This is a genomic window from Rhizobium sp. MHM7A, from assembly GCF_005862215.1.
In the GTDB taxonomy this organism is placed as follows: Bacteria; Pseudomonadota; Alphaproteobacteria; order Rhizobiales; family Rhizobiaceae; genus Rhizobium; species Rhizobium bangladeshense.
Genome location: NZ_VCHT01000020.1, coordinates 26,254 through 52,067, shown reverse-complemented (window position 1 = coordinate 52,067; position 25,814 = coordinate 26,254). Strand labels below are relative to the sequence as shown.

At 60.7% G+C, this 25,814-nt stretch carries 28 protein-coding genes and 1 tRNA gene; 17 read left to right on the top strand and 12 right to left on the bottom strand.

Annotation, left to right across the window (positions count from 1 at the left end):
* Window positions 1-2: 2 nt before the first annotated feature.
* The 4 genes from FFR93_RS36140 to FFR93_RS36125 form a co-directional block, all read right to left on the bottom strand.
* A complete protein-coding gene (locus tag FFR93_RS36140) occupies window positions 3-1,028 on the bottom strand; it encodes an esterase-like activity of phytase family protein (protein ID WP_138396711.1) in 1,026 nt (341 codons plus the stop codon).
* 24 nt (window positions 1,029-1,052) lie between these two features.
* The gene (gene cobT / locus FFR93_RS36135; RefSeq protein WP_064707910.1) at window positions 1,053-2,954 is read right to left on the bottom strand and encodes a cobaltochelatase subunit CobT; all 1,902 of its coding nucleotides are present in this window, start codon (window positions 2,952-2,954) and stop codon (window positions 1,053-1,055) included.
* A 12-nt stretch (window positions 2,955-2,966) separates the two neighbouring features.
* On the bottom strand, window positions 2,967-3,959 hold the full coding sequence (cobS, locus tag FFR93_RS36130; protein ID WP_064707911.1) for a cobaltochelatase subunit CobS: 993 nt from the start codon (window positions 3,957-3,959) through the stop codon (window positions 2,967-2,969).
* A 309-nt stretch (window positions 3,960-4,268) separates the two neighbouring features.
* A complete protein-coding gene (locus FFR93_RS36125; RefSeq protein WP_064707912.1) occupies window positions 4,269-4,886 on the bottom strand; it encodes a J domain-containing protein in 618 nt (205 codons plus the stop codon).
* Window positions 4,887-4,988: 102 nt separating this feature from the next.
* Between FFR93_RS36125 and FFR93_RS36120 the strand changes: the two genes are divergently transcribed.
* Window positions 4,989-5,273 (top strand): BolA family transcriptional regulator, encoded by a 285-nt coding sequence (locus FFR93_RS36120; RefSeq protein WP_171049319.1) that lies wholly within the window; start codon window positions 4,989-4,991, stop codon window positions 5,271-5,273.
* A gap of 48 nt (window positions 5,274-5,321) precedes the next feature.
* On the opposite strand, the gene FFR93_RS36115 is transcribed toward FFR93_RS36120, so the two are convergent.
* From FFR93_RS36115 to FFR93_RS36105, 3 genes are read right to left on the bottom strand one after another with little or no spacing between them, the layout of a single operon-like run.
* The gene (locus FFR93_RS36115; RefSeq protein ID WP_138396710.1) at window positions 5,322-6,635 is read right to left on the bottom strand and encodes an HlyC/CorC family transporter; all 1,314 of its coding nucleotides are present in this window, start codon (window positions 6,633-6,635) and stop codon (window positions 5,322-5,324) included.
* Complete coding sequence (aroB, locus tag FFR93_RS36110) at window positions 6,632-7,765, bottom strand: 3-dehydroquinate synthase (protein WP_138396709.1); 1,134 nt, start codon at window positions 7,763-7,765, stop codon at window positions 6,632-6,634. The genes FFR93_RS36115 and aroB overlap by 4 nt, the downstream gene beginning before the upstream one ends.
* Complete coding sequence (locus FFR93_RS36105; RefSeq protein WP_064707915.1) at window positions 7,762-8,349, bottom strand: shikimate kinase; 588 nt, start codon at window positions 8,347-8,349, stop codon at window positions 7,762-7,764. Before FFR93_RS36105 ends, aroB begins: the two co-directional genes overlap by 4 nt.
* Before the next feature lie 147 nt (window positions 8,350-8,496).
* Between FFR93_RS36105 and FFR93_RS41145 the strand changes: the two genes are divergently transcribed.
* From FFR93_RS41145 to FFR93_RS36065, 9 genes are all read left to right on the top strand, one after another.
* Window positions 8,497-8,673 (top strand): hypothetical protein, encoded by a 177-nt coding sequence (locus FFR93_RS41145; RefSeq protein WP_088390814.1) that lies wholly within the window; start codon window positions 8,497-8,499, stop codon window positions 8,671-8,673.
* 5 nt (window positions 8,674-8,678) lie between these two features.
* On the top strand, window positions 8,679-9,632 hold the full coding sequence (xerD, locus tag FFR93_RS36100; RefSeq protein WP_138396708.1) for a site-specific tyrosine recombinase XerD: 954 nt from the start codon (window positions 8,679-8,681) through the stop codon (window positions 9,630-9,632).
* 62 nt (window positions 9,633-9,694) lie between these two features.
* On the top strand, window positions 9,695-10,648 hold the full coding sequence (locus tag FFR93_RS36095) for an acetyl-CoA carboxylase carboxyltransferase subunit alpha (RefSeq protein ID WP_064707917.1): 954 nt from the start codon (window positions 9,695-9,697) through the stop codon (window positions 10,646-10,648).
* A gap of 197 nt (window positions 10,649-10,845) precedes the next feature.
* A complete protein-coding gene (locus FFR93_RS36090; protein ID WP_138396707.1) occupies window positions 10,846-12,090 on the top strand; it encodes a murein L,D-transpeptidase family protein in 1,245 nt (414 codons plus the stop codon).
* Between the two features lie 5 nt (window positions 12,091-12,095).
* The gene (locus FFR93_RS36085) at window positions 12,096-12,320 is read left to right on the top strand and encodes a sulfurtransferase TusA family protein (RefSeq protein WP_012485421.1); all 225 of its coding nucleotides are present in this window, start codon (window positions 12,096-12,098) and stop codon (window positions 12,318-12,320) included.
* A gap of 460 nt (window positions 12,321-12,780) precedes the next feature.
* On the top strand, window positions 12,781-13,758 hold the full coding sequence (locus FFR93_RS36080) for a TRAP transporter substrate-binding protein (protein WP_064707919.1): 978 nt from the start codon (window positions 12,781-12,783) through the stop codon (window positions 13,756-13,758).
* Window positions 13,759-13,891: 133 nt separating this feature from the next.
* Window positions 13,892-14,470, top strand: a complete 579-nt coding sequence (locus FFR93_RS36075; protein ID WP_138396706.1) for a TRAP transporter small permease — start codon at window positions 13,892-13,894, stop codon at window positions 14,468-14,470.
* A gap of 4 nt (window positions 14,471-14,474) precedes the next feature.
* Window positions 14,475-15,755 (top strand): TRAP transporter large permease, encoded by a 1,281-nt coding sequence (locus FFR93_RS36070; protein ID WP_138396705.1) that lies wholly within the window; start codon window positions 14,475-14,477, stop codon window positions 15,753-15,755.
* A 9-nt stretch (window positions 15,756-15,764) separates the two neighbouring features.
* Complete coding sequence (locus FFR93_RS36065; RefSeq protein ID WP_138396704.1) at window positions 15,765-16,538, top strand: FadR/GntR family transcriptional regulator; 774 nt, start codon at window positions 15,765-15,767, stop codon at window positions 16,536-16,538.
* Window positions 16,539-16,565: 27 nt separating this feature from the next.
* Here FFR93_RS36065 and FFR93_RS36060 read toward each other — a convergent pair whose 3' ends face one another.
* Window positions 16,566-17,708: a GTP-binding protein gene (locus tag FFR93_RS36060; protein ID WP_138396703.1), complete on the bottom strand. Its 1,143-nt coding sequence runs from the start codon at window positions 17,706-17,708 to the stop codon at window positions 16,566-16,568.
* Window positions 17,709-17,718: 10 nt separating this feature from the next.
* Window positions 17,719-18,852, bottom strand: a complete 1,134-nt coding sequence (locus tag FFR93_RS36055; protein WP_064707924.1) for a D-alanyl-D-alanine carboxypeptidase family protein — start codon at window positions 18,850-18,852, stop codon at window positions 17,719-17,721.
* A gap of 156 nt (window positions 18,853-19,008) precedes the next feature.
* On the opposite strand from FFR93_RS36055, the gene FFR93_RS36050 reads away from it, so the two are divergent.
* The 7 genes from FFR93_RS36050 to FFR93_RS36020 all read left to right on the top strand — a co-directional run bounded on the left by FFR93_RS36050 (window position 19,009) and on the right by FFR93_RS36020 (window position 24,258).
* Window positions 19,009-20,172: a M20 aminoacylase family protein gene (locus FFR93_RS36050; RefSeq protein WP_064707925.1), complete on the top strand. Its 1,164-nt coding sequence runs from the start codon at window positions 19,009-19,011 to the stop codon at window positions 20,170-20,172.
* A gap of 54 nt (window positions 20,173-20,226) precedes the next feature.
* A tRNA-Arg gene (locus FFR93_RS36045) sits at window positions 20,227-20,303 on the top strand.
* A gap of 142 nt (window positions 20,304-20,445) precedes the next feature.
* Window positions 20,446-20,973 (top strand): hypothetical protein, encoded by a 528-nt coding sequence (locus FFR93_RS36040; RefSeq protein ID WP_138396702.1) that lies wholly within the window; start codon window positions 20,446-20,448, stop codon window positions 20,971-20,973.
* Window positions 20,974-21,229: 256 nt separating this feature from the next.
* Complete coding sequence (locus FFR93_RS41140) at window positions 21,230-21,394, top strand: hypothetical protein (protein ID WP_171049318.1); 165 nt, start codon at window positions 21,230-21,232, stop codon at window positions 21,392-21,394.
* 281 nt (window positions 21,395-21,675) lie between these two features.
* Entirely contained in the window at window positions 21,676-22,752 is a 1,077-nt protein-coding gene (locus FFR93_RS36035; protein ID WP_138396701.1) for a competence protein ComEC, read from the top strand.
* Entirely contained in the window at window positions 22,753-23,514 is a 762-nt protein-coding gene (locus FFR93_RS36030; protein WP_138396700.1) for a hypothetical protein, read from the top strand.
* 531 nt (window positions 23,515-24,045) lie between these two features.
* Entirely contained in the window at window positions 24,046-24,258 is a 213-nt protein-coding gene (locus FFR93_RS36020; RefSeq protein WP_138396698.1) for a hypothetical protein, read from the top strand.
* A gap of 156 nt (window positions 24,259-24,414) precedes the next feature.
* Here FFR93_RS36020 and FFR93_RS41135 read toward each other — a convergent pair whose 3' ends face one another.
* Genes FFR93_RS41135 through FFR93_RS36010 form a run of 3 tightly spaced genes read right to left on the bottom strand, consistent with a single transcriptional unit; the run spans window position 24,415 to window position 25,783 of the window.
* Window positions 24,415-24,579, bottom strand: coding sequence for a hypothetical protein (locus tag FFR93_RS41135; RefSeq protein WP_171049317.1), 165 nt, complete (start codon window positions 24,577-24,579; stop codon window positions 24,415-24,417).
* The gene (locus tag FFR93_RS36015) at window positions 24,576-24,764 is read right to left on the bottom strand and encodes a hypothetical protein (RefSeq protein ID WP_138396697.1); all 189 of its coding nucleotides are present in this window, start codon (window positions 24,762-24,764) and stop codon (window positions 24,576-24,578) included. The genes FFR93_RS41135 and FFR93_RS36015 overlap by 4 nt, the downstream gene beginning before the upstream one ends.
* Window positions 24,765-24,796: 32 nt before the next feature.
* Window positions 24,797-25,783 (bottom strand): phage major capsid protein, encoded by a 987-nt coding sequence (locus FFR93_RS36010; RefSeq protein ID WP_246661390.1) that lies wholly within the window; start codon window positions 25,781-25,783, stop codon window positions 24,797-24,799.
* Window positions 25,784-25,814 lie beyond the last annotated feature (31 nt).

The following is a 25,814-nucleotide window of genomic DNA, read 5'->3' as shown; positions in this document are numbered from 1 at the left end:
CGTCAATCTGACGCCGCGCTGACCATACGGCTATCGGAGAGACGGAATTCCAGCATCAGATTGCGCTGCAGGATCGAGTGGTTGTCGTCCGACACCATAATGATGTGGGTCGTGCCGTCGGCGGCCTGAAACACGTCCAGCCCTTCCATGTTGTCGATCTGCGAGTTGAAATTACCTTCAAGCAGCAATTGGCCATCAACGACGGCACCCGGCCGGATATCGGCGCCTTTGATGCGCCGAAGCCGCATGCCTATGCCTTCGGCCATATTGAACCGCCGCTCCAGGAGCAGCAGATCGCCATTCGGCAGGAAGGCGCCGTCGGTGACGTCGAAGCTGCCGTCGCGTTTGATCGAGAATAGCCCTTTCAGCGGCCCGTTGAGAATTGCCGCCGCGCGGTTGCCCTCGCTGTCGAGGCCGCGCTCGGAGACGATGACCACGCCACTCTTCAACGGACTGGAGGCGGGCGAAACCGCAATGGTTTCGATACCGCGATTGTCTCTCAGCATCTTGCGCGGGACGAGGATGGGCAGGGTAGTAATCGCACGCGAGTCGGCAAAGCCGGGATCGGGATAGACGTCGACCCGATGGGCCTGCTCGAAAGAGACCAATATCCTGTCGCCGTCGAGCGCCACCCCCTCGGCATCCATATGTCCTTTGCCCTCAAGGCTACGACCGGCGCGGTCCTTCAACGGGGTGATCTCGACGGCCGAAAGGCCCGAAAGTCTGCCCCTGCCGTCGCGCTCGATTCTGCCGGTCAGCCACTGGCCGGTATCGAGCACGACAATGAAGTGTTTCTGGTCCTGCCGGAAACGAATGGAGGAAAGCGATCCGAACAGCGCGCGGCTGGAAACCATCTCCAGCCCGCCGAGAAATTCCAGCGATCCGAACTTCGTCTCCGATGACCCGATCCTGAAATCGGTAATTTGCCGGCTAATGACGGGGATCTCGTCGCCAGCGAGGGACGCGGAAACACTCCCCGCGAGGCAGAGCAAAACCGATGCCGCGTGGCAGAGGCGCTTCACCATCATTCCGCGTTTTTCCTTCCAGGAGCGTCAGCCGGCACGGCGTAACCGGCCGCCGCGGGGCTGGGCGGATTGATCTTCGAAGAGTGAGGCAAGCTGTTCGGTCATCGCGCCGGCAAGCTCGTCCGCATCCACGATCGTCACAGCGCGGCGATAGTAGCGCGTCACGTCGTGACCGATGCCGATCGCGAGCAATTCCACAGGCGAGCGCGTCTCTATCTGCTCGATGACGGCACGCAGATGCCGCTCGAGATAGTTGCCCGGATTGACCGACAGCGTTGAATCGTCGACCGGCGCGCCGTCCGAGATCATCATCAGAATGCGGCGCTGCTCGCGACGGGCAAGCAGACGATTATGCGCCCAGATCAGCGCCTCGCCGTCGATATTTTCCTTGAGCAGGCCCTCACGCATCATCAGACCGAGATTAGCGCGCGCCCGCCGCCACGGTGCGTCGGCCGACTTGTAGATGATATGTCGCAGGTCGTTCAGACGGCCCGGCGTCTGCGGTTTGCCGCCGGCAAGCCAGGTTTCGCGTGCTTGGCCGCCTTTCCAGGCTTTCGTGGTGAAGCCGAGAATTTCGACCTTGACGCCGCAACGCTCCAGCGTGCGGGCGAGAATGTCGGCGCAGGTCGCGGCAACCGTGATCGGCCGGCCGCGCATCGAGCCAGAATTGTCGATGAGCAGGGTGACGACAGTGTCTCGGAACTGCGTGTCGCGCTCCATCTTGAAGGAGAGCGGCTGCATCGGATCGATGATGATACGTTGCAGTCGGGCCGTGTCGAGATAGCCCTCCTCCAGGTCGAAATCCCAGGAGCGATTCTGCTGCGCCATCAGGCGACGCTGCAGCCGGTTGGCGAGACGCCCGACCGCGCCCTGCAGATGCGCCAGTTGCTTGTCGAGGAAGGCGCGCAGGCGCTCCAGTTCGGCGGCGTCGCAGAGTTCCTCGGCGGTGATGATCTCGTCGAACTCTTCCGTATAGACGTGATAATCGACTTTCTCGTTGAAATCGGCGAAAGGCGTGTTCGGACGGCGGGTCTCGCCCGGCGTTTCCGAATCGTCCTCACCTTCTTCCATCATGTCGTCGTCGGAGATCTCCGCGCCTTCGGTCTCGCCGTCCTCCATCTGCTCATCGGCGACCTCGCTGTCTTCCACAGGGGCGGCATCGGTGCCGGCATCCTCGTCGACCTCGTCCTGGTCCTGCTCATCGCCGCTCGGCTGGTCTTCCTGCTCCGACTGATCGTCATTGTCGGCTTCGCTGTCGTCGTCGCCGTACTCCTCCGCCATTTCCATGGCCGACAGCATATTGCGGATAACCCTGGCGAAAGCCTGCTGGTCATTAATCGCCTCCGACAGGTTGTCGAGCTCGGAGCCCGCCTTGTCCTCGATGAAGCCGCGCCATAGATCGAGCACCTTGCCGGCGGATGCCGGTGGCCGCTGGCCGGTCAGTTTCTCACGCACCATCATCGCAACGGCTTCGCCGATCGGCGCATCTTCCTGGCGTTCGATACCCGTGAAGTTTGCCTTGGAATATTTCTCCTCTGTCATGGAGCGCAGGTTCGACGCCATGCCCTCCATGCGCAGTGCGCCGATCGATTCGACGCGCGCCTGCTCGACCGCATCGAAAATCGCCCGCGCATCCGAGCCCTGCGGCGCCATCGTCGCATGCACCTTCTCGTCATGGCAGGCAAGACGCAAAGCCATGGAGTCGCCGAGCCCGCGGGTGACCGCCAGCTCATGCGCCGTCGGCCGTTTGGAAAGCTCCGGCAGCCGGATGCGCTCGCCGGTCATGCCCGGCCGTTCATTGGCGAAGGTCACCTCGACGTCGCCGTCGCCGGCGATCGAGCGCACGCAGCCGGTTATCGCCCGGCGCAAAGGCTCCACGTCGACCGGCGCGCCTGGCTTTGCTTTCGAATTGTCACCGCGAGCTGCCATGATCGGTCGGTCTCAGGCTCCGAGAACGATGTTCGCGGCACTTTCCTTCAGCTCGACGCCGAAGGCGCGCTGATAGTGCTCGGCGACCAGCGGGCGCTCCAGCTCGTCGCACTTGTTGAGGAAGGTGACGCGGAAGGCGAAGGCGAGATCGCCAAAGATCTCGGCATTCTCGGCCCAGGTGATGACCGTGCGCGGGCTCATGACGGTCGAAAGATCGCCGTTCATGAAGGCGGCGCGCGTGAGATCGGCAACACGGACCATCTTCGACACGATCTCGCGCCCGTCCTTGTCCTTGCCAAAGCTCTTCACCTTGGCGGCGACAATGTTGACTTCGTGGTCATGCGGCAGGTAGTTCAGCGTCGTCACGATCGACCAGCGGTCCATCTGCGCCTGGTTGATCTGCTGCGTGCCGTGATAGAGGCCTGTCGTATCGCCGAGGCCGATCGTGTTGGCGGTGGCAAATAGGCGGAAGGCCGGGTGCGGCCGGATGACGCGGCTCTGGTCGAGCAGCGTCAGGCGGCCTGAGGATTCCAGCACGCGCTGGATGACGAACATCACGTCGGGACGGCCGGCGTCATATTCGTCGAAGACCAGCGCGACATTGTGCTGATAGGCCCAGGGCAGGATGCCATCCTTGAATTCCGTGACCTGCAGCCCGTCCTTGACGACGATCGCGTCCTTGCCGACGAGATCGATACGGCTGACATGGCTGTCGAGGTTGATGCGCACACAAGGCCAGTTGAGACGCGCCGCCACCTGCTCGATATGCGAGGATTTGCCCGTGCCGTGGTAGCCGGAGATCATCACGCGGCGGTTATGCGCGAAGCCCGCGAGAATGGCGAGCGTCGTCTCGCGGTCGAACAGGTAATCAGGATCGAGATCCGGCACATAGGCGTCACCCTTGCTGTAGGCGGGAACGCGGATGTCGGAATCAATGCCGAAGGTCTCGCGGACCGAAACGGTGGTGTCGGGCAGTTCTGAAATATCGAGGTCGATCTTGCTCATCATGTCTCCAAGGCGGGTGAAGCCACCCGGCCAAACTGTCTCAGGCCATGTCGCAACCGTGACGCCGCGATTTTATTCCGCGCCCGTCCAGGTCGGAACGTCGGCGATACTTCTCCGGGACTGAAACGAAACCTCGGCGGGATGATGACCGCTTGCGAGCATTCTTGAAAGAGTCCCGGACAAGAAACGCCGCGTCCGGAAGGTCGGCCGAGGCGATGTCGGAAAAACACGCAGATAGGAGCCGCGTTTGCCTGCGGCCTCAGCCGATTTGGACCATACCCGATTGAAGCCCAAGAGCAAGGACGGGAACTAACAAAAACCGTTCTGCTTCAACAATTGATAGGCCTGGATGACCGCGCGGAAACGCTCTTCCGAGCCGCGATCGCCGCCATTGGCATCCGGATGGTGCTTCTTGACCAGTTCCTTGTAGCGACTTTTGATCTCCGCCGAGGTCGCATTGGCGTTGAGGCCCATCGTATCGAAGGCTTTGCTTTCGAGCGATTTCAGCTTGCGCGCCTGGGGAAAGCGCGGGCCGCTGCTCTTGCCGCCTTCCTTGACGAAGCCGAAGGGATCGCGAACACGTGTATAGGCACCGGAGCGGACTTCCGAATGCAGCGGACTGTCCTTGGCCGACTTGTTGACGCCGACGGTCCATGTCGGACGATGGCCGGTGATCGCCTCTTTCTGGTAGCGCGCGATCTCGCCGTCCGAAAGGCCGGAGAAATAATTGTAGCCCTTGTTGTATTCCTTGACGTGCTCGAAGCAGAACAAAAAGAACTGGCCTTCCGCATTGCGTCCCACAGGCGCGCGGTGCGAACCTTTTTTGTCGCAGCCGTCCCACTGGCAGGTAGGCGGTGCCTGCTCTGCCTCCTGCTCGCGTTTGCGGCGTGTCCGGATGCGATCGAAATATTTGGAATCAAGTCTCATGACGGCGCTAATTATGGGGCTGTCGCGAGGTGACAACAAGAATTGACAAACGCGAATGTTGCTGGCTTGGTGGGAACCCTTTTCGCGAAGCAGCAAGACCGGATGATGACCCTGCGGACCCGCATCGAAGAAAAACTTGTCGAAGCCTTCGCGCCCGAACGCTTGAGCGTCATCGACGAGAGCCATCTGCATGCTGGCCACCAGCCTGGCATCACGGGCACCGGCGAAACCCACATGCGGGTGCGGATCGTTTCGGCAAGATTTACCGGCCTCTCCCGCCTGGCGCGCCACCGGGCGATCACCGACCTCTTGAAACCGGAGCTCGATGCCGGCCTGCACGCGCTGGCCGTCGAACCGGCGGCGCCCGGTGAACCCACCCGCTGGTAGCGGCACAACAGCCTATATGGATATAGGAAGCAGACAATCCAAGCCGGATCAGGCTGGTTTCTTATCGTCCTCCTGCGCGGGGCGGATGCGCAGCTTGGTGATACGGTTTTTTTCCCGCTTCATGACGACGAAACGCTTGCCGTGGAAGGTGAAGGCCTGGCGCTCTTCCGGGATGGTCATCGATTCATGGATGACGAGGCCGGCGATCGTCGTCGCCTCCTCGTCGGGCAGGTTCCAGTCGAGCGCCCGGTTGAGGTCGCGGATCGGCACGCTGCCATCGACAACGACCGAGCCGTCCGCTTCCTGACGCACGCCCTGCACGTCGATATCGTGCTCGTCGGAAATGTCCCCGACGATTTCCTCCAGAATATCCTCCAGCGTAACGATGCCCTGGACCTCGCCATATTCGTCGACGACAACGGCGAAATGCTGCTTGCGCCGCAGGAAGGCATTGAGCTGGTCCTCGAGATTGGTGCTGTCGGGCACGAACCACGGCTTCTGGGCGATCTTCACGATATCGAGGTTCTGCGGCTCCATGTTCGGCTCGGCAAGCGCCCGCAGGAGATCCTTGGCATGGACGACGCCGATGATGTTGTCGATCGTGCCGCGCCACAGCGGCATGCGCGTGTAGGGGCTTTCGAGGATGCCCCGCACCACCGCTTCCGGCGGATCGTCGGCATTGATCGCCCGCATCTTGGTGCGATGGACCATGATGTCGGATAGTTCCAGCTGGCTGAGGTCGAGCACGCCGCCGAGGCGGTCGCGGTCGGCCTTAACAACCGATCCTTCGCGGTGCAGGAGATCAACGGCGCCACGCAGCTCCTCATGCGCCGTCAGCATCGATACTTCCCGCGACAGATTGATGCCGAAGAGCGCCAGGATCTGCCGCACAACAGCATTGACGAAGGAGGACGCCGGGCCGACGACGGCGACGAAGAGTCTGGCGGGAAGTGCGACAGCAAGCGCGAAGCGTTCCGGCGTCGAGATCGCCCAGCTCTTCGGCAGCACTTCCGCGAAGATGACGAGGATGATGGTCATGGCGAGCGTCGCCAGCGCCACGCCCGAACTGCCGAACAGCCCGAGCAACAGGCTGGTGGCGATAGAGGAGGAGAGGATGTTGGCGAGATTGTTGCCGATCAGCAACGCGCCGATCAGCCGGTCGCGCCGTTCGATCATCTGCCGGACCAGGCCGGCGCGTTCGTCGCCGTTGACCTCGAGCGTATGAATGCGGCTGCGCGAAACGGCGGTGAGCGCGGTCTCCGAGCCGGAGAAGAAGGCAGACAGGAGCACGAGCGCGGTGATCGAAAGAATCTCCGGCCAATAGGCCGCGAGAAATGTCAGAACGCCGTCGATCGTCGTCAAGGATGTTTTTCCCGCAGAAAGCTGATTACTTCGGACGCCGGAACGTCATCGGCGACGAAGGACTGACCGATACCGCGTGTCAAAATGAAGGTGAGCTTGCCGCTTTTGACCTTCTTGTCCTGTGCAATCGCATCCATCAGCGATTCCGCCGGCGGCAGCTCGCCCGGAATATCCGCCATGCGAGTCGGGAGGCCGACCTCCTTGAGGTGCCTTTCGACGCGTTGCGCATCGTCTGGGCTAGCAAGATTCATTCGTGCGGAAAACTCGTGCGCCAGCACCATGCCGATCGCGACACCCTCGCCATGTACCAGGCGGCGGCTGTCATAGCTGGTCGCCGCCTCCAGCGCGTGGCCGAACGTGTGGCCGAGGTTGAGCAGCGCCCGCTGACCGGTCTCACGCTCGTCGGCAACGACGACGTCGGCTTTGGCCCGGCAGCTGGCGGCAATCGCCTCGATGCGGGCGGAGCCGCCGGTAAACACCGACTTCCAGTTCGCTTCCAGCCAGGCGAAGAAACCCGGTTTGTCGATGAGCCCATACTTTGCGACCTCGGCGTAACCTGCGCGGAATTCTCGCTCGCTCAGTGTATTCAGCACATCCGTATCGGCCAGAACCAGGTCCGGCTGATGAAAGACGCCGATCAGGTTCTTGCCATGTCGGGGGGAATTGATGCCGGTCTTGCCGCCGACCGAGGAATCGACCTGCGACAGCAGCGAAGTCGGCACCTGGACGAAGCGCACGCCGCGGCGGACGATTCCCGCCGCGAATCCCGAAAGGTCCCCAATAACGCCGCCGCCGAGCGCGATGACATAGTCGTTGCGTTCGACGCGGGCTTCCAGCACCCTGTCGCAGACATCGATGAGATGTTCGAAGCTCTTCGTCTTTTCACCTGCGGGCAGCACGATCTCTGCCGAGACAATGCCCGCCGCATCGAGGCTCGCGACGAGGGCGCCGAGATAGAGCGGAGCGATATTTTCGTCGGTGACAATAGCCGCCTTGCGGCCCTTGAGGCGCGAGGCGATCTCAGCGCCGGCCCGCGCAATCAGCCCCGGTCCGATAAGGATATCGTAGGCGCGCTCGCCGAGCGGCACATGCACCGTCTGGACGGCGGTGGTGGAGCTTATCGCATTCATGATGCTGCACTTTCTTTCTGTTCGACCACAGCCTTCAGCACCTCGTCTGCCATGATTTCCTTGCGCACATCACGCGAGAGTACGGTGAGGTCTGCCTGCGCATAGATCGGATAACGCGCGTTCATTAGGTTTTCGAGCGTCTGTTTCGGGTTTTCGGTTTTGAGCAACGGCCGCGTGTCACGCTTGTTGACCCGCTCCCACAGCACGTCGATATCCGCCTTCAACCAGATCGAAAGGCCACCCTTCTTGATATGCCTGCGCGTGCGCTCGTTGATGAAGGCGCCGCCGCCGGTGGAGACGACGCGCGGTCCGCTCTTCAAGAGCCGTTTCATCACCCGCGTTTCCAGTGCCCGGAACTCTTCCTCGCCGTAGGCTGCGAAAAGTTCGGCGATCGTCATGCGCGACACCCGTTCGATTTCATGATCGCTGTCGATGAAGGGAATGCCGAGTTGACTGGCGACGATGCGCCCGACGGAGGATTTTCCGGCGCCCATCAGGCCGACGAGGATCAGATTGCGTGAACCGAGCGCGGCGCGAGCTCTGTCTTTCAGGCTGTCAGCAACGGTCAGCAGTGGTTCACTCATCGGTCCATTCACACTTTGTTTGCAAACCGTATCGACAAATGCAGGTGGAGCGTCAAGTCGCGGACAAGGGAATCATTGCTTGAATGGCGCTTCTTGCACTTGCGAATACGCTCTTATAACAGAAGCAGAGCATGAAGGAGTTGCCGGATGCCGACCCTGTTCCGTTTCCTGTTCTTCTGCGCGATCCTCGCCGGGACGGTTTACGGAGCGATGTGGGCGCTCGTGACCTTCGTCGAGCCCGAGCCGCGTGACGTGACGATCCGTATCCCCTCCGAGCGAGTGAACCCGCCGGCGACGGGCACGATCGACACGACGGGGAAGTGAGTGAGATGATGGATCTAAGCCGGGCGCACGTGGAATCCTTCCTGGAAATGATGAGCGCCGAACGCGGTGCTGCCGCCAACACTCTGCAATCCTACCAGCGCGACCTCGACGACATCAGCGCTTTCCTGAAGGGCCGCAGCATAAGGTTGACCGAGGCCGCCTCCACCGATCTGGCCGCCTATCTCGCCTCGCTCGCGCGCCAAGGTTTCAAGCCCTCCTCGCAGGCGCGCCGGCTCGCCGCCATGCGGCAATTCTACAAGTTCCTCTACGCCGAGGGTCTGCGGACCGACGACCCCACGGGCGTGCTTGACGCGCCGAAGAAGGGGCGTCCGCTGCCGAAGACGATGGGGGTCGAGGAGGTCGGCAGGCTGCTGTCGCAAGCGCAGGCCGAAGCCGACGACCCGGCCCCGGGCCAACTGCAGCGCCTGCGCATGCTGGCGCTGCTGGAACTGCTATATGCCACCGGTATGCGCGTCACCGAACTCGTCTCGCTTCCCGCCCGCGTGCTCGACCAGGAGGGCCGCTTCCTGATGATCCGCGGCAAGGGCAACAAGGAGCGCCTGGTGCCGCTGTCGCACTCGGCGATTGCAGCCCTGAAGTCCTATGGATGCCTGCTGTCGGCCGAAAACGCGGCGGCGAAGGAGCCGCAGGAAAGCCCGTGGCTCTTTCCCGCCGCCTCCAAGGAGGGATATCTGCCGCGCCAGGTTTTCGCGCGCGACCTCAAGAACCTGGCGATCCGCGCCGGCCTGACGCCGTCGCTGATCTCGCCGCACGTCATGCGCCACGCCTTTGCCAGCCACCTGCTTGCCAACGGCGCCGATCTGCGCGTCGTGCAGGAACTCCTCGGCCATTCGGACATTTCGACCACACAGATCTACACGCATGTCCTCGAAGAGCGGCTGCAGCAGCTCGTCCAGACTCATCACCCCCTTGCCAAACAGGCGAAAAAGCACGAATAGGACCGGCGACAAGGGGCGGAACCAGGAAAACGCCCTGGGCACAAGGAACGGAAACGCACCTCATGCACAATTATCTCGACTTCGAAAAGCCGATCTCCGACCTCGAAGGCAAGATCATCGAGCTGAAGAAGCTCGCAACGGAAGACGAGAGCATCGACACCACCGATGAGATCGGCAGGCTGGAGGTTCGCGTCCGCGAAGCGATCGTCGAAATCTATTCCAAGCTCAATCCCTGGCAGAAAACGCAGGTGGCCCGGCATCCGCAGCGGCCGCATTTCGTCGATTACGCCAAGACGCTGTTCCAGGAATTCACGCCGCTCGCCGGCGACCGCAAATTTTCCGAGGATGCCGCGATCCAGGCGGGCCTTGCCCGCTTTCGCGGCCAGCCGGTCGCCGTCATTGGCCAGGAAAAAGGCAACGACACCAAGACGCGCCTGAAGCACAATTTCGGCAGCCCCCGCCCCGAAGGCTACCGCAAGGCGATCCGCATCCTTGAAATGGCCGACCGTTTCGGCCTGCCTGTCATTTCGCTGGTGGATACGGCCGGCGCCTATCCTGGCGTCGGCGCTGAAGAACGCGGCCAGGCCGAGGCGATCGCTCGCTCGACGGAGATGTGTCTCGGCGTAAAGGTTCCCCTCGTTTCCGTCGTTATCGGCGAGGGGGGTTCGGGCGGCGCGATCGCGATCGCCACCGGCAATCGGGTCTATATGCTCGAGCATTCGATCTACAGCGTCATCTCGCCGGAAGGGGCGGCCTCCATCCTCTGGCGCGATTCCACCCGCGCCCGCGAGGCGGCAACCAACATGAAGATCACCGCCGAAGACCTGAAATCGCTCGGCGTCATCGACGGCATCATTTCCGAGCCGCTCGGCGGCGCGCATCGCGATCCCGACAGCGTGATAGCGGCAACCGGGGATGTCATCGCCAATGCACTGGGCGAAATGGCATCGCGTTCGGGCGAGCAGCTGCGCAACGAGCGGCGTCAAAAATTCTTGAATATGGGCCGCAATCTCTAAAGCAAGACTTGGCACCGCGTCGATTGCGGCCAAACCTTGGCCACATTAATGTTATCTGTGACATTTGCGCTTGCGGGGGTATTCCGGGCAAGTCATAGGCTGTTAAGAATTTGTGAAGTATAAGCCACTTATGATTCCGCGTCGTGCCCGGACTCGATAGGCGGACCGGGTCGCATCATCTTTATGGGCTAGTTTGAATGCGCATACGTCATTTTGCCTATGTTTCCCTCATGGCGCTGGCTCTGTCCGGCTGCAATGACGCGTTGGAAACCGCGCAGGTCGATCTCTCCAAGGTCAAGAACAAGGTCGAGCAGCCGCTTCCCCCCCATATCCTCGCCCAGATGTCCGCCAAGAGCATGGATCGCAATTCGCCGATCATGATCCGCATCTTCAAGGAAGAAGGGGCGCTCGAGATATGGAAGGCGAAGACCGACAACCGTTTCGACAAGATCGCCGATTACAAGATCTGCGCCTGGTCCGGGCGTCTCGGTCCGAAGATCAAGACCGGCGACCGGCAGGCGCCGGAAGGCTTCTACGAGCTCACACGCGCCAACCTCAATCCCAACTCGAAATATTATCTGGCGATCAACACCGGCTTTCCGAACCGCTACGACGCGGTGAACGGCCGCACCGGCTCCGATCTGATGATCCACGGCGCCTGCTCGTCCTCCGGCTGCTATTCGATGACCGACCAGCAGGTGCTGGAGATCTATGCATTTGCCCGCGATGCCTTCAAGGGCGGCCAGTCGACGGTGCAGCTGCAGGCGTTCCCCTTCCGCATGACCGCGGAAAACATGGTCAAGCATCGCCTCGACCCGAACTACGACTTCTGGAAGATGCTGAAGGTCGGCTACGACAATTTCGAAGTGACGAAGCGTCCGCCAGAGGTGAACGTCTGCGAAAAGAAATACGTCTTCAATCAGCAGGCGACCGATGGCGGCGCCTTCAATGCCGCGGGCAAATGCCCTGCCATGTCGACGCCGCCGGCACTGACGGCAGCGCTTGCCTCCTATGGCAAGACCTATGAAGCCGACTATGCCAAGGCGATGAGCAAATATGAAGGCCTTGCCTGGTACGACCCGTCCGAGGCCGAGCGCAAGGCCGTGGTCGCCAAGCTGCGCAAGGGCCGCGAACTTGCGTTCGCGCCGACCGGCACGTCGCTCGAAGCCGGCCGCATGGTCAAGATCGCGGAACTCGAAGACCTGATGGCCAAGCGCACCGCCCAGAGCCTCACCGCCAACTCCGCTGCAGGCGCGACACCTGCAGCGCCGGCCCAGCCCCAAGCAACGACCCAGTCCCAGGCAACGGCCGTCGCCGCCGCAACACCTGCAGTCGTGCCGGTGCCGATGCAGAATCCGCTCGCCTATACCGCGCCCGAACCGCAGGAAACGGCCGACGCCGCGGCAAAGAAGCCATTCTGGAAGTTCTGGGCGCGGAACTGAACGGCTTGAACCCCGTTCTCTACGATCTTCGCGGCCTGAAATGCCCGCTGCCCGTGATGAAGACACGCAGGAAGCTTGCCGCCATGGCAAGCGGCGCGCTCATCCTAGTCGATACCAGCGATCCCTTAGCAGTGATCGACATGCCGCATTTCTGCAATGAGGATGGCCACGAGCTGGTCGAGACCGAAAAAACTGAAAGCGGCCACCGCTTTCTGATCCGCAAGCGCTAGATATCCATCCCAAAGCGGCTGCCGCCGTGGCGCACCTACAATTTTTCCCGGTCGTGCTCCCGCCGCCGACCATCGCTCGATCGACCTTGAAAATTCATCATACAACTTTCCAGCTTTTGTATGTTGACATTATGTCATGGTGGTTTTAGCCATAATGAGCCGGTTGGAGGAGCGGCAGGATAGGGGAGGCTGGTCGATCCAAGTCTTCTGTTTCCACGGGAAGAGCGAAAGCACCTGCATGTAGATGAAAACAGCCGTGCCATCGGTTCGATGGGCACGATCGATCCGCATCGGCATGCCCGGTTGGCCTCTTCCCACACGCCTTTTCAATCGTACCGACGCCAGTGCCTGATTGTGGAATGGCCGGAAAAGGCGGCGTGTGCAGGGTTCTGTCCTTGTATTCGCAAAGCTGGTGTGCCGATTATGAAAAGTGAATTGTCATGCAATACGGGAGGATAGCATGAAAAACTTCGTTAAGCTGGCAGCAGGTCTGATGGTCGCTGCCGCGTTCATGAGCAGCGCCGCCAGCGCTCAAACCGTGCTGAAATCATCCGATACCCATCCTGACGGTTATCCCACAGTCGAGGGCGTCAAATATTTTGGCGAGCTGGTCAAGGAGCGCACCAAGGGCCGCTATTCGGTCGAAGTGTACCATTCCGCCCAGCTCGGCGAGGAGAAGGACACGATCGAGCAGGTGCGCTCGGGCGTGATCGAATTGAATCGTGTGTCGATGGCGCCTTTCAACGGCACGGTGAAGGAATCGATCGTTCCCGCACTGCCCTATATCTTCCGTTCGGAAGACCACATGCACAAGGTCATGGACGGAGCCATCGGCGATCAGATCAAGAAGGCGTTCGAACCTGCCGGCCTCGTCGTGCTGGCCTTCTACGATGCCGGCGCTCGGTCGTTCTACAATAAGACCAAGCCGATCAATTCGGTTGCCGACATGAAGGGTCTGAAGTTCCGCGTTATCCAGTCCGATATCTTCGTCGACATGGTGGCGGCCCTCGGCGCCAATGCCACGCCCATGCCCTACGGCGAAGTCTATTCGGCGATCGAGACCGGCGTCATCGACGGCGCGGAAAACAATTTCCCGAGCTACGACACGGCCAAGCACGCCGAAGTGGCAAAGAATTACTCGCTCGACGAGCACACGATCCTGCCGGAGGTGTTCGTCATGAACAAGGCTGCCTTCGAAAAGCTGACGCCGGAGGATCAGGAGATCTTCAGGCAGGCGGCGAAGGACAGTGTTGCCAAGCAGCGCGAGCTCTGGGCAGCCAAGGTGGCTGAATCGCGCGCCAATGTCGAAAAGCTCGGCGCGCAGATCACAACGCCGGAGAAGCAGGGCTTCATCGACGCCATGGCCCCAGTTTACGAGAAGCACGTCAAGGACGACGTGCTGAAGAAGATGGTCGAGGATGTAAAGGCTGTGCAGTAACAGCAGCCTGCCTTGCGGACTGCGAGTAAGCTATCGGGGTGGAGCCATCTCCACTCCGGTTCTCCGCCGTTCGTGCCCATCTCTCGATCCGCCCGTTAAGGGCGAGTGAGCGACCAATTTCGACGAGGCCCTTATGTCGAATAACCTGACCCCCGTCGCCAATTTCCTGACGCGCCTGAGCAACGCCGCCCTGTGGCTCGCCGGCATCGGCCTGGTACTGATGACCGTCTTCGTCGCCTGGCAGGTATTTTGCCGTTACGTGCTGAACGACTCGCCGAGCTGGACGGAGCCTGGCTCGGTCATGCTGATGAGCTGGTTCATCTTTCTCGGCGCCGCCGTCGGCATCCGCGAGAACAATCATCTTGGGTTCGACGTGCTGCTCTATGTGCTGCCGAAATCCGGTAAGCGCGTTCTGCGCATGATCTCGGACGTGGTCATTCTCGCCTTCGGCGCCGGCATGATCTGGTACGGCGGCGCGCTCGTGAGCCTGACTTGGAACACCACCTTGCCGTCGCTCGGCATCTCAGGTGCGTTCGACTATCTACCGCTCTGCGCCGGTGGCGTACTTGCCGTGATCTTCTCCCTGGAGCGCATTGTGCTGCGCCTCGCCGGCGAACCGATTGACGATGCGCTGGATGAAGCCCTGCCGACGGAAATCGCTGTCGAGATGGAGCACATCAATGCTGACCCGAACATCAAATTGAAAGTGTAGCGCGATGGAACTCTGGATCCTGTTCGGTGTTTTCACCACCCTGATGCTGATCGGTACGCCCATCGCCTTCTGTCTCGGTGTCGCCAGCTTCGCCACGGTGCTCTACATGGGCCTGCCGCCGCTGGTCGTCTTTCAGCGGCTGAATTCCGGCATGAGCGTGTTTTCGCTGCTTGCCATCCCCTTCTTTATCTATGCCGGCGATCTGATGGTCCGCGGCGGCATCGCAAGCCGCATCGTCGCCTTCGCGGCGTCGCTGGTCGGCCACGTGCGCGGCGGCCTCGGCCAGGTCAACATTGTCACCGCGACGCTGTTCGGCGGCATTTCCGGTTCGGCGGTGGCGGAAGCCGCAGCCGTCGGCGGCCTGATGATCCCGCAGATGAAGCAACGCGGCTACGGCGCTGACTACGCGGTCAACGTCACTTCAATGGCGGCGCTGATCGCGCTGCTGCTGCCGCCCTCCCACAACATGATCATCTATTCGATCTCCGCCGGCGGCAAGATATCCGTCGCGGACCTGTTCACCGCCGGCGTGCTGCCCGGTCTGCTCCTCGCCGTTGCGCTGATGGCGACCGCCTACGTCGTGGCACGCTCGCGCGGTTACCCGACCGAGTCCTTCCCCGGCTTTGCGGTGGCCGCTCATCTGCTCGCTGTCGCTGTGCCCGGGCTGCTGCTGATCGCCATCATCTTTGGCGGCGTGAGGTCCGGCATCTTCACCGCAACTGAAAGCTCGTGCATCGCGGTTATCTATGCGCTGCTGGTAACCCTCTTCGTCTATCGACAGATGGGCTGGAAGGATTTTGTCCACGCCACTCAAGGCGCCGTGCGTACGACGGCGATGGTGCTTCTGATCATCGGCACGGCTGCCGCCTTCTCGTGGCTGATGGCCTTCCTCAAGGTGCCGGCTTCGCTGGTCATCTGGATGAAGTCCGTCGCCGACGACCCGCTGACAGTGCTGCTCCTGCTCAATGTCCTCATGCTCGTGCTTGGCACCTTCATGGACATGGGGCCGACCATCATTATCTGCACGCCGATCTTCCTGCCTGTGGCGCAGGCCTATGGTGTCGATCCGGTGCATTTTGGCGTGATCATGATCCTGAATTTCGGTATCGGGTTGAACACGCCTCCGGTCGGCGCAGTGCAATTCGTGGCTTGCGCAGTCGGCAAGATTTCAGTCTGGGAAGCTATGCGTTCGATCTGGCCGTTCTATGGTGCAGGCCTCGTCGTCCTCGGCTTAGTTACGTATATCCCGGCAATCTCGCTGTGGCTGCCGGCCATGTTCAAATAGGAGACCGACATGGCGGCCGATACAGCCGTTGATCTCAGGATCGAGCGGAAGCCGAAACTTTCCGAAAGCGTGGTTTCGGCCATCCGCACACAGGTCTTGTCCGGGGGTTACGCGCCCGGCGAGAAGCTGCCGACGGAAACGCGGATGGGTGAGCTTTTCGGCGTCAGCCGCACTGTTGTCCGCGAGGCGATTGCAACCCTTGCCGCCGACGGCCTCGTCGAGGCCCGCCAGGGCGCCGGCGTATTCGTCAAAAATCATCCAACGATCGCCTTCGGCGCGATCAGCCTCGATGTCGGCAACAAGATTTCCCATGCACTCAACGTCATCGAAGTGCGCATGGGTCTAGAGATCGAAAGCGCGGGCCTCGCCGCGCTGCGGCGCAATGCCGCCCAGGAGGCGCAGATCCAGGAAGCCTTCTTCGAGTTCGACCGTTTGCTCGAGCGCGGCGAAGCAACGGGCAAGAGCGACTTCGCTTTCCACCGGGAAATTGCTGCTGCCACCAACAATTCATATTATGTCGAAGTTCTCGATGCGCTCGGCATGCGGGCGATCCCCTGCGACATCGCCTCGCCCTGGGGCACGGACAGCACGCTGTCGCGCGACTATCAGGAAGGGCTGCAGCGCGAACATCTGGCCATTCTGAAGGCGATTTCTGCCGGCGACCCGGAAGCCGCCCGCGCCGCCATGCGCGCTCACCTGACCGCAAGCCAGGAGCGCTACCGCACCCTGCTGAGCGGCCAGCAGGCCAGATGGCTTTCAAGCGCCCCTAAACGCAAGGCCTGAAGAAGATCACGTAAAGTTCAGGGCGCTTTAGATCCGCATGCCGGGAATGGCGAGCGGATTGTCGGAGAGCGCCGCACGGTCGGGCGTATCGATGCGCGGCTTGCCGAGGAAGGCGTCGAAGAGATCCTTCACGAAGGCTTCGGGCAGATCCTTGGTGATCAGCACCATGCGCGTGCGCCTGTCGTTCGGGTCAGGCCAGGCGGGAAGCCGCACCGGCGGATGGAAGATGCTTTGCACGCCGTGCAGCACCAGCGGCCGGTCCGGACGGTCCGAAACGGAAACGATCGCCTTCATTCTCAGCAGCTTGTCGCCGTGGGCCGATCGCAGAAGATCGATGAACATGTCGAGCGCCATCGGATCGATCGGCTTCTCCTCGACGATCGAGAAGGATCGGATCGAGGCGTCATGACGGTTGACGTCGTGCGCCTCCTGATGGCCGCGGCCGTGATGATGATGGCCATGGCCAACGTGGTCATGATCATGATGGTGCGCCTCGTGCGCATCCTCGTCCTGCAGCCAGCGGCCGACATCGGCGATTTTCGTCGCCGGATCGTAGAGCCCGTTCACCAACACGGCAGCGCTGCCGGCTTCGGCGCCGTCGGCATCCATCATCGCCGCGCGCGGATTGAGCACCCGCAGGCGCTGCTCTAGCTCCGCCATTGCGCCGGCCATCGATCTCTTCGAAACGATCAGCCGGTCGGCGACGGCCGCCTGCTTGCGCGCTTCCTCGTGATTGTCGAGCGTCTGCAGCCCGTTGACCGCATCGACGACCGTGACGACGCCATCGAGCTCGAAATTGGTGGCGATGATCGGATTGCCCATGATCGCCTGCATGACCGGCGCCGGATCGGCAAGGCCGGTCGTTTCGATGACGACGCGCTTCACCGGCTTGACGCGGCCTGTCTGCACGGCGTCCATCAGGTTCGCCAGCGTATCAACCAGCTCGCCGCGCACGGTGCAGCAGAGGCAGCCGTCGGACAATTCGATGATCGAATCGCCGGAACTTTCGACCAGCAGATGATCGATGCCGACATCGCCGAATTCATTGATGATGACGGCTGCATCCTTCATCATCGGATCTTTCAGGATGCGGTTCAGCAGCGTCGATTTGCCGGCGCCGAGAAAGCCGGTCAGGATGGTGACCGGAATCCTGTTGTTGAGCGCGCTCATCGATCAGACCTTAAAAAGCTGTCGGGCGCGGCATCGGCACCGGCACGTTGGCGATTGCTCCGGCCGTATCGCCCCTCGCCATCTTTTCCGGCTGCTCGGCCGGCTGCGGATCCTGACCCGGGATCAGGCCGGCAAACACGAATCGCGGGTCGTGGTCCATCTCCAGGATATAGGGCGAGTGCACCTTCATGCGGCCGACCTCATCGCGGGTTTCACTGCGCACCTTGGCGCCCTTGGCGCTGCAGATATCGGCGGTCATGTCGGTCACCTGGTCTTGCCCCGGCCCATACGGCTTCAGCGAACCGAGCGTGTCGTTGCCAGAGAACTGCGTGGTGAAGCCCTTCTGCAAAAGGTTCGCCGTCGCATCGGCGCGCGCCGCCAGGCTGTCGGTGCCGAGCACGACGGAGACGAGGGTGCGGCCGTTGCGCGTCGCCGAACCGATCTGGTTGAAGCCCGAGGCGCAGATGAAGCCGGTCTTCATACCATCGGCGCCGGCGAAGCGGCCGATCAGCATGTTGAGGCTCGGCACGTTCTGCTGGCCGGTGGTGAAGCCCTCGAGCGCGAAATAACTGGCATATTGCGGAAAATCGCGGCGCAGCGCCACCGTCAGCACAGCAAGGTCACGCGCCGTCGTATACTGCCCCTTGCCCGGCAGACCATTTGGATTGACGAAATGCGAATCCGTCATGCCGAGCTTCAGCGCGTCGCCGTTCATCCGGTTCACGAAGCCCTCCTGCGTGCCGCCGATGGCTTCGGCAACCGCGACCGCGACGTCGTTGGCCGATTTCACCAGCAGGATCTTCAGTGCGCTGTCGAGCGTCAGCTTCTGGCCCGGCTTGAAATACATCTTGGCGGCCGGCTGCGCGGCAGCGCGCTTGCTGATGACGATTGGCGTATCGAGGCTGATCTGACCGGCGCGGATCGCGTCGAAGACCGTATAGACGGTCATCAGCTTGGTGAGCGAGGCCGGATACCATTTGCGGAAGGCTTCTTCATGCTCCAGCACGCGGCCGGTCTGCACATCGACGAGAATATGCGGATTTGCCTGGGCAAGCGGAACGGAAGCAAGAAAACCGGCAGTCGCGGCGACCAGGAAGCTAAGCGGCCGCACTGCGGCAAATAAACCAAAGTGGCTCGTCGACACGGCTCATCCTTCAGATATCAGGAAATCTCGAAAGCTTCATCTATCTAGCCTATATGGCTATGACATGGCAAAGGTCATTGACGAAGTAATTTGCATGAGCCTCACGCCCTTGTGAAGCGATCAACGATTGTCAGGTTTGATAACAGGAACGCCAGTATGCCGATTTTGAACAGAGCCGCCGAATTGCAGGACGAAGTCGCCGAATGGCGTCGGCATATCCATGCCCGGCCCGAGCTTCTCTTCGCGGTGGAAAACACGGCCGCCTTCGTGGCCGAAAAGCTCAAGGAATTCGGCGTCGACGAGATCGTCACCGGCATCGGCCGCACCGGCGTCGTCGGCCTGATCAAGGGCAAGGGCGAAGGCCGCCGTACGATCGGCCTGCGCGCCGACATGGATGCCCTGCCGCTGACCGAGATATCCGGTAAGCCCTGGGCTTCGAAGACGCCGGGAAAGATGCATGCCTGCGGCCACGACGGCCATACCGCCATGCTGCTCGGCGCGGCGAAATACCTCGCCGAGACCCGCAACTTCAACGGCAATGTCGCCGTCATCTTCCAGCCCGCCGAAGAGGGCGGCGGCGGCGGCAACCTGATGGTGAAGGACGGCATGATGGAGCGCTTCGGAATCGAAGAGGTCTACGGCATGCATAACCTGCCGGGACTGCCTGTCGGCCAGTTCGCCATCCGAAAGGGCGCGATCATGGCGGCGACCGACGAATTCACCGTCACCATCAAGGGTCGCGGCGGCCACGCCGCCCAGCCGCACCGGACGATCGACCCGATCGCGATCGGCGCCCAGATCGTCGGCAACCTGCAGATGATCGCCTCGCGCACCGCCGATCCGATCAGTTCCGTCGTCGTCTCGGTGACCAAGTTCAATGCCGGTTTCGCCCATAACGTCATTCCCAATGACGCGATCTTCGCGGGCACGGTCCGCACCCTGGACGACGAGATGCGCACCCTCGCCGAAACACGCTTCCGGCAGATCGTCGAAGGCGTGGTCGCAGCCCATGGCGCCGAAGCCGAGATCAGCTTCAACCGAAATTATCCCGTCACCGTCAACCACCCCGATGAGACCGAGCACGCGGTCGCCACCGCCAGCGCCATTGCCGGCGACGCGAACGTCAACGCCGAAATCGATCCGATGATGGGCGGGGAGGATTTTTCCTACATGCTGAACGCCCGCCCCGGCGCCTTCATCTTCATCGGCAACGGAGACAGCGCCGGCCTGCACAATCCGGCCTACGACTTCAACGACGAAGCCATCGCCCACGGCATCTCCTACTGGGTCCGCCTCGCCGAACAACGCCTTGGCCTCTGACAAGAATTAAGGCTTGGCTTCGCGCCAAGCCTTTTGTATGCATGGCGTGCAAGTGGTCCCGTAGCTCAGCAGGATAGAGCACCAGATTCCTAATCTGGGGGTCACGCGTTCGAATCGCGTCGGGATCACCACTAATTTCAAGCACTTAGATGTCTTTCGGAGACGGAAAGTCGGAGACAAAAGCGGCTTCGGCTAACGTCGGGCTAACGGAACGGCATTATTACGGTAGCGCGTAATAGTGACGATTCGGCCCCGCTATGGCATTCTTCCCCCATGCCCGTTACCTCGAAAAGAACGCCGTCCTCCGATCCGCATCGCTCATTGCGAGCGGTGACCATCGCGAATCCCTACTACAGCCTTGCGCATGACGGGGAGGCGGGTAACCCCCGAACCATTCCAGCGATCGTCAACATCCGGGAAAGCGCCATCACGATGCTGGCCTCGCGCGGGCGGATCGACGCCGCTCAGCTCGCCGCCGCGACGAGGTTTCGCGCCTTGTGGGAAGCGATGTGCCGGAGCACGCGGGCGATCGACTACGGTCGTGAGCCGGTAGATGGCGGCGGTCATGCGGACCCGATCGGCCATAGGCAGATGCAGGCGGCCGAGGAGCTTAGGCGCGTCCGACCTCTGCTCGGGGAGAAGGGGTATTGGCTGGTGTCGCGGATATGCGGCGAGGGCTACTCCCTCGGTGAGATCGTCGGCCCAGGCGCCAGCAAGCGGGCCAAGCTCAGAGCCGCCCGTGATCTCCGTGAATACCTCGATCTGCTCTGTGAGGTCTGGAACCTGTCCACCCGCCGTTGATGCCCCGCCTTGCCTCCCACAGGGCCGCCAGCGCGGGCCGTCGATCCGGCCGGGGGATTATGCTCCGGACAGAACATCGCGCGTGTGTGGTTCTCTTTTGCCGGCGCCCAGGGAGCTGTTCAAGTATAAGCGGGACGAAGGCGGCTTTACTGGATGGCTTGCAAGCCGCTTGCCGCATCTATCAAAAACGACCGCGTATCGCTGTATCGAGACGTTCAAGGGTATCGATCCTCAAGTGTTTCCGAATTTCGGACACATGAAGACCGGAACTCTTGTCGAGGTCGTCAAGGCCGAGCCGGATGTCCAGGCGCTTATCGCAGAGCGCATCGAGGCCGGCGAAATCTTCACCTCCGCCAAGGTGAAAGAGATGCATGACAGACCGCGCGGTGGCGCTAGCCTTGGGTCTCCGCTCCGTTCATGACGGACTGAGCAAGAGCTTCATCCTGGCGGAGGACGAATCGGGCGCGTCGAACTGATCGTTCAGCAACATCGGCCAATTGGCCGAGGTCTTCTTCGGCCAAGTCTGTTCGACTACCCTGCTTGACATCTCTCGTCAGCATCGCCCGCGCCATAGCCCGTTGACCGGCGGATAGGTTCCGGCGCTCAATCGGTCAAAGATCAGGGGATAATCAAGGGATACACCGTTGCGCGAATCATGCCGGTCACTCAACCTCATGCCGAGGGTGTTGGGTGATCTGAGGCATGGCTGACTTCTACGAATTAGACTTTTTTCCCGTGCACACTTCCAAGAGTGGCGACGCGATCTCCATAAAATATCAACTGGGTAATCGCTGGTCGGTACACGTTATTGACGGCGGCTATACCAGCACTGCCGACGCCTTCGCGAAGCACATACGCTCAAACTACGGCACAAACCGAATCAATAGGATGATTGTAACCCATCCAGATAAGGACCACGCCGAGGGATTGGCTCCATTGTTGGAGACCTTTGAAGTTGAGCAACTCTGGATGCTGCGGCCATGGCAGTACATCGACGAGGTGATGCCGCACTTCGCAAGGTATACCAACCCTGACAACCTCAGGAGGACTTTAAAGGAGGCATACCCTTATATCGATCGATTGGAGCAAATAGCTAATAGACGTGGGATTCCGATTTTCGAGCCCTTCCAAGGAGCGGCTATGGGTCCCTTCACCGTGTTAGCACCTTCTCGATCGCGATATCTGCAGCTGGTCGTGGAGTCAGCAAAGACACCCCAGCAATCTCAAGCTTCGAAATTGTCGTTCGGACTTGACGCCTTCCTGGAGGCGGCCCGAACCTTTATCAAGGCTGGTTGGGGACATGAGAAATTCTCGGACGAACCGACGAGCAATGAAAATGAAATGAGCGTTGTTCAATACGCGCACATTTGCGATCGTAAGATACTGCTAACCGGAGATGCGGGCAGAGACGGATTGGAGGAGGCTGCAAATTATGCACCTTTCGTCGGCTTGCATCTGCCCGGCGTTGATCTGTTCCAGGTGCCCCATCACGGCGGTCGCCGAAACTTATCTACGGCGCTGCTAAATAGATTGCTGGGGCCGACGCTTCCCGGTCTATTGCCAGCGGGCCACGAGCGGTTCGTTGCAATGATTAGCTCTGCCAAAGAAGACATTGTTCACCCGCGAAAGGCAGTGGTCAGAGGCCTTTTGCATCGCGGCGCGATGGTTAGAACGACCGAAGAGTACGCATTCTGCCTCACGGCCGGCGTGACACCTCAAAGGCCGGGCTGGGGCCCCCTTGGTGGAAATGTTCCCTATCCCGACGAAAACGAAGATTAGATGCTCAGGTTTCTGGACTATTACACGCTCAGGGCTCGCCTGTTCCCAGCGCTGATAGGGGTCGCACCGGCTCTTGCCGCTTTCTTTTTGCTTATTTCGTGGCGCGAACTCGCACTTTCGAACATCGCGGCGACCGTCGGTCTACTGGTGCTCGTGTTCGCCTTGGCGGACCTAGCGCGGCGGCAAGGCCTAAAAATAGAGAATGAGCTTTTCAAACTAACCGGTGGAAAACCGTCAATCGTTATGTTTCGAAGAAACGACACTACCTTCGACGAAGTGACGAAAGATCGATATCGAACATTCATCGGGGGGAAAATTCCCAGGAAAATTCCCACCGCCGCCGAAGAGCAATCGGATCAGCGGTCTGCTGACGAGTTTTACGAAGCCTGCGGGATATGGCTCAGAACCAACACCAGAGACACAAAGCGCTTTCCGATTCTTTTCGGCGAACTGATCACGTACGGCTTTCGAAGGAATCTCTTGGGACTGAAGTGGATTGGTCTAGCGTTGAACGTCTCGGTCCTCCTCATCGTGGCAGCAATTTTGTGGTCCCAGGGCGGCATTTCGCTCGCAAGCGATCTCGATGATCGTCAGCTAGTTGTTCTTTGCGTGTCGGCCATACACGCCGCATATCTGTTATTGGCAGTAACCAGAGATGGCGTGGTTGAAGCCTCAAGGCGATATGCTCGGGAACTCATCCTTTCAACGGAAACGCTTATGCTCCCTGCTAAGCGCAAGGTTGCGGCGAAAAGCGCTACCTAGCTTAAGGAGCCGCCTATCTGAAACGAGACACATTTTAGGTGTGCCGGGGAAGATATGGCGACCACCCGAACCGTGCTCGGAGCAGGAAAGTGATCGCCTTTAACGCCACGGCGCCGTTGCCGTTCGCGATGCGGAATAGATGCGACGCGAGTGCCGCCTCAAGGCGGGCTGCTCCACGATCCAGCTCCGCCCGATAGTGCTTGAAGAGCGTCTTTGGGGAGATGCCCAGGAGTTCCGCGATCTGGATCGTAGGAACGGCATAGCTGGCGGCCAGTTCGACAATCCGCCTGTCCGTGTCGGACGGGGTATGTGCCGGGCGACCGCCTTTACGTATTCCTGTCGAAGGTCCCTTCATGGCGGACTGGAAAAACCTATTGTAGTGGGCTCATGCGTCAAGAGCTTTGATCGTCTTGAATTTCCCATGGCCAGCATGAAAGACAGGTGACACCGCTAACCAGCGTAATCCGATTTTGCTATTCGACTCAAAGCGGTGGGCGCCTTTATCATTCAGTCCTCAATGGGGGATTCGAGATGAAGGGTACAACAAAGGCTTTTCTAATGTCAGCTATGGCCAGTGGCGTCGTTGCGGGCGGTCTGTACTGGCTGGGCTGTAACGGGGCGCTTTCTATTATCATCTGGGTCGTTGGCACTGTAGTCGCCTATCCAAAGGTGGTGCAGGACATGGCATACGAGAAAATTCTTAATCATGATTGGCCGACAAAGGACGGCACAGATAAGCGTTAAGAGCCGCTGTTTTTCGCGGTCATAAAAAAATCCGGGCGTGGTAGGCGCGCGGGTCTTTTGACGGCGGCCATTTTGGCATTGGCCCACCCCCCCGGTGTCTTCGCTGACGGCTCACAGATGACGCACATGTGCGTCATTTTCACCAGCGCAGCAACGTTATTGCAATCGCGTCGAGGGCGCGTCGGGCTCGTTGAAATAACGATAAACTGCTCCGGCAAGCATCGCGCTCTCCTTCTCCGTCGGCGCGCGGCGGAATGTGCGGAAGAATGCCTCGACGACATTCTTGCAGGTAGCTTCGATCTCCGAGCGGGTCATGGTCATTCCCTCTGCTGCCGCGCCGCGATGCGGACAATCGGCCTGGACTTTGTGCCGGTCTGAGCTTCGAGAAGCGCGATGCGGCCTTCCAGTTGCTCGATCCTAGCCGCCACGGGTGACAGGTTCCGCTCAAGGTGATCCTTCACGATCTGGACGATTTCGGCGCCGAATGCTTTTCCATCGAAGCCCATCGGCTTGATCTCCTCTACCGCATGTTTCTTGTTTACCACTCGATGCCGGTGATTTCGGCGACCGCATCCTCGCGGGTTTTCTCAGCCGCAAAACTGACTTCTGCCTTCAGCGCGACGCTGTTGGTTTGGAACATTGAGGTGAGCGCGGCCGCGCCTTCTGGATCGTCCCGCATGAGCAGATCAGTTTGGTTCGACACGTCAAGGCTGATTGCGTCCGCATTCGCGGCGACGGCGGCGGCATTGATCAGCCGCAAGGTGCCGGCCGGGATTGTGCTCGATACCAAAGCCGGCAAGTTGAGGAACTCGCCGCCGAGAGGCGACATCGCGCCCTTGCCATCATTGATAAGGCTGATGCGGTTGGCCACATCGGCGGCCATCGCAAAAAATAAAGAACCGGCTGCACTTGTGTTGACGCTATCGAGCAGCACCTTAAGGTCAGCCGCCATTGCATCGCTGCCGGCGCCAGACGACGGCGTGCTTGGCATACCCGGCATCATGGCGGCGAAAAACGCCTCGTCAGTGGTATCGGCAACGGCGCCGCGTAATTCTTGCGCGATCAACGACTGACCGGCCGCGCTTGTGTCGGCTGCAACCTCGGCCGTGGCGACGATAATGGCCGCCACTTTCTTCGGCGTTAATGCTGGATTTGAAAGCGTCAACCGGCTCAGCGGCTTTAGTGCGCCCTCGCCGACGACGTACGCGGTGGCAGAGGCGGAGACGAGGCCAAGATGAGTCCGCAGAGGCACCCTCCGAAAACCTTGGTCAAGCATGCGGAAGAAGACGCTTCTGTTCCGCAATGAACCGAAGAACGCGGATTGAGCTATGGCAACATCGACGAGAACCTCACCGAAGTTTCCATCGGTCGAGACGGCGCCGCCAACGGCGGCCTTGCTGAGAATGTTCAAGGTGCGTTGGGAAGCCCGGTTGTTGACAGCAAGGGTGTGCGCAAGAGACGCATTGCCCTTGGCTGCGAGCAGGTATTTTGCGATCTGCGGCAAATCGATCGAGGCGTTTTCCATGATGGTGCGGGCTCTTCCGTGTGGATGTTCT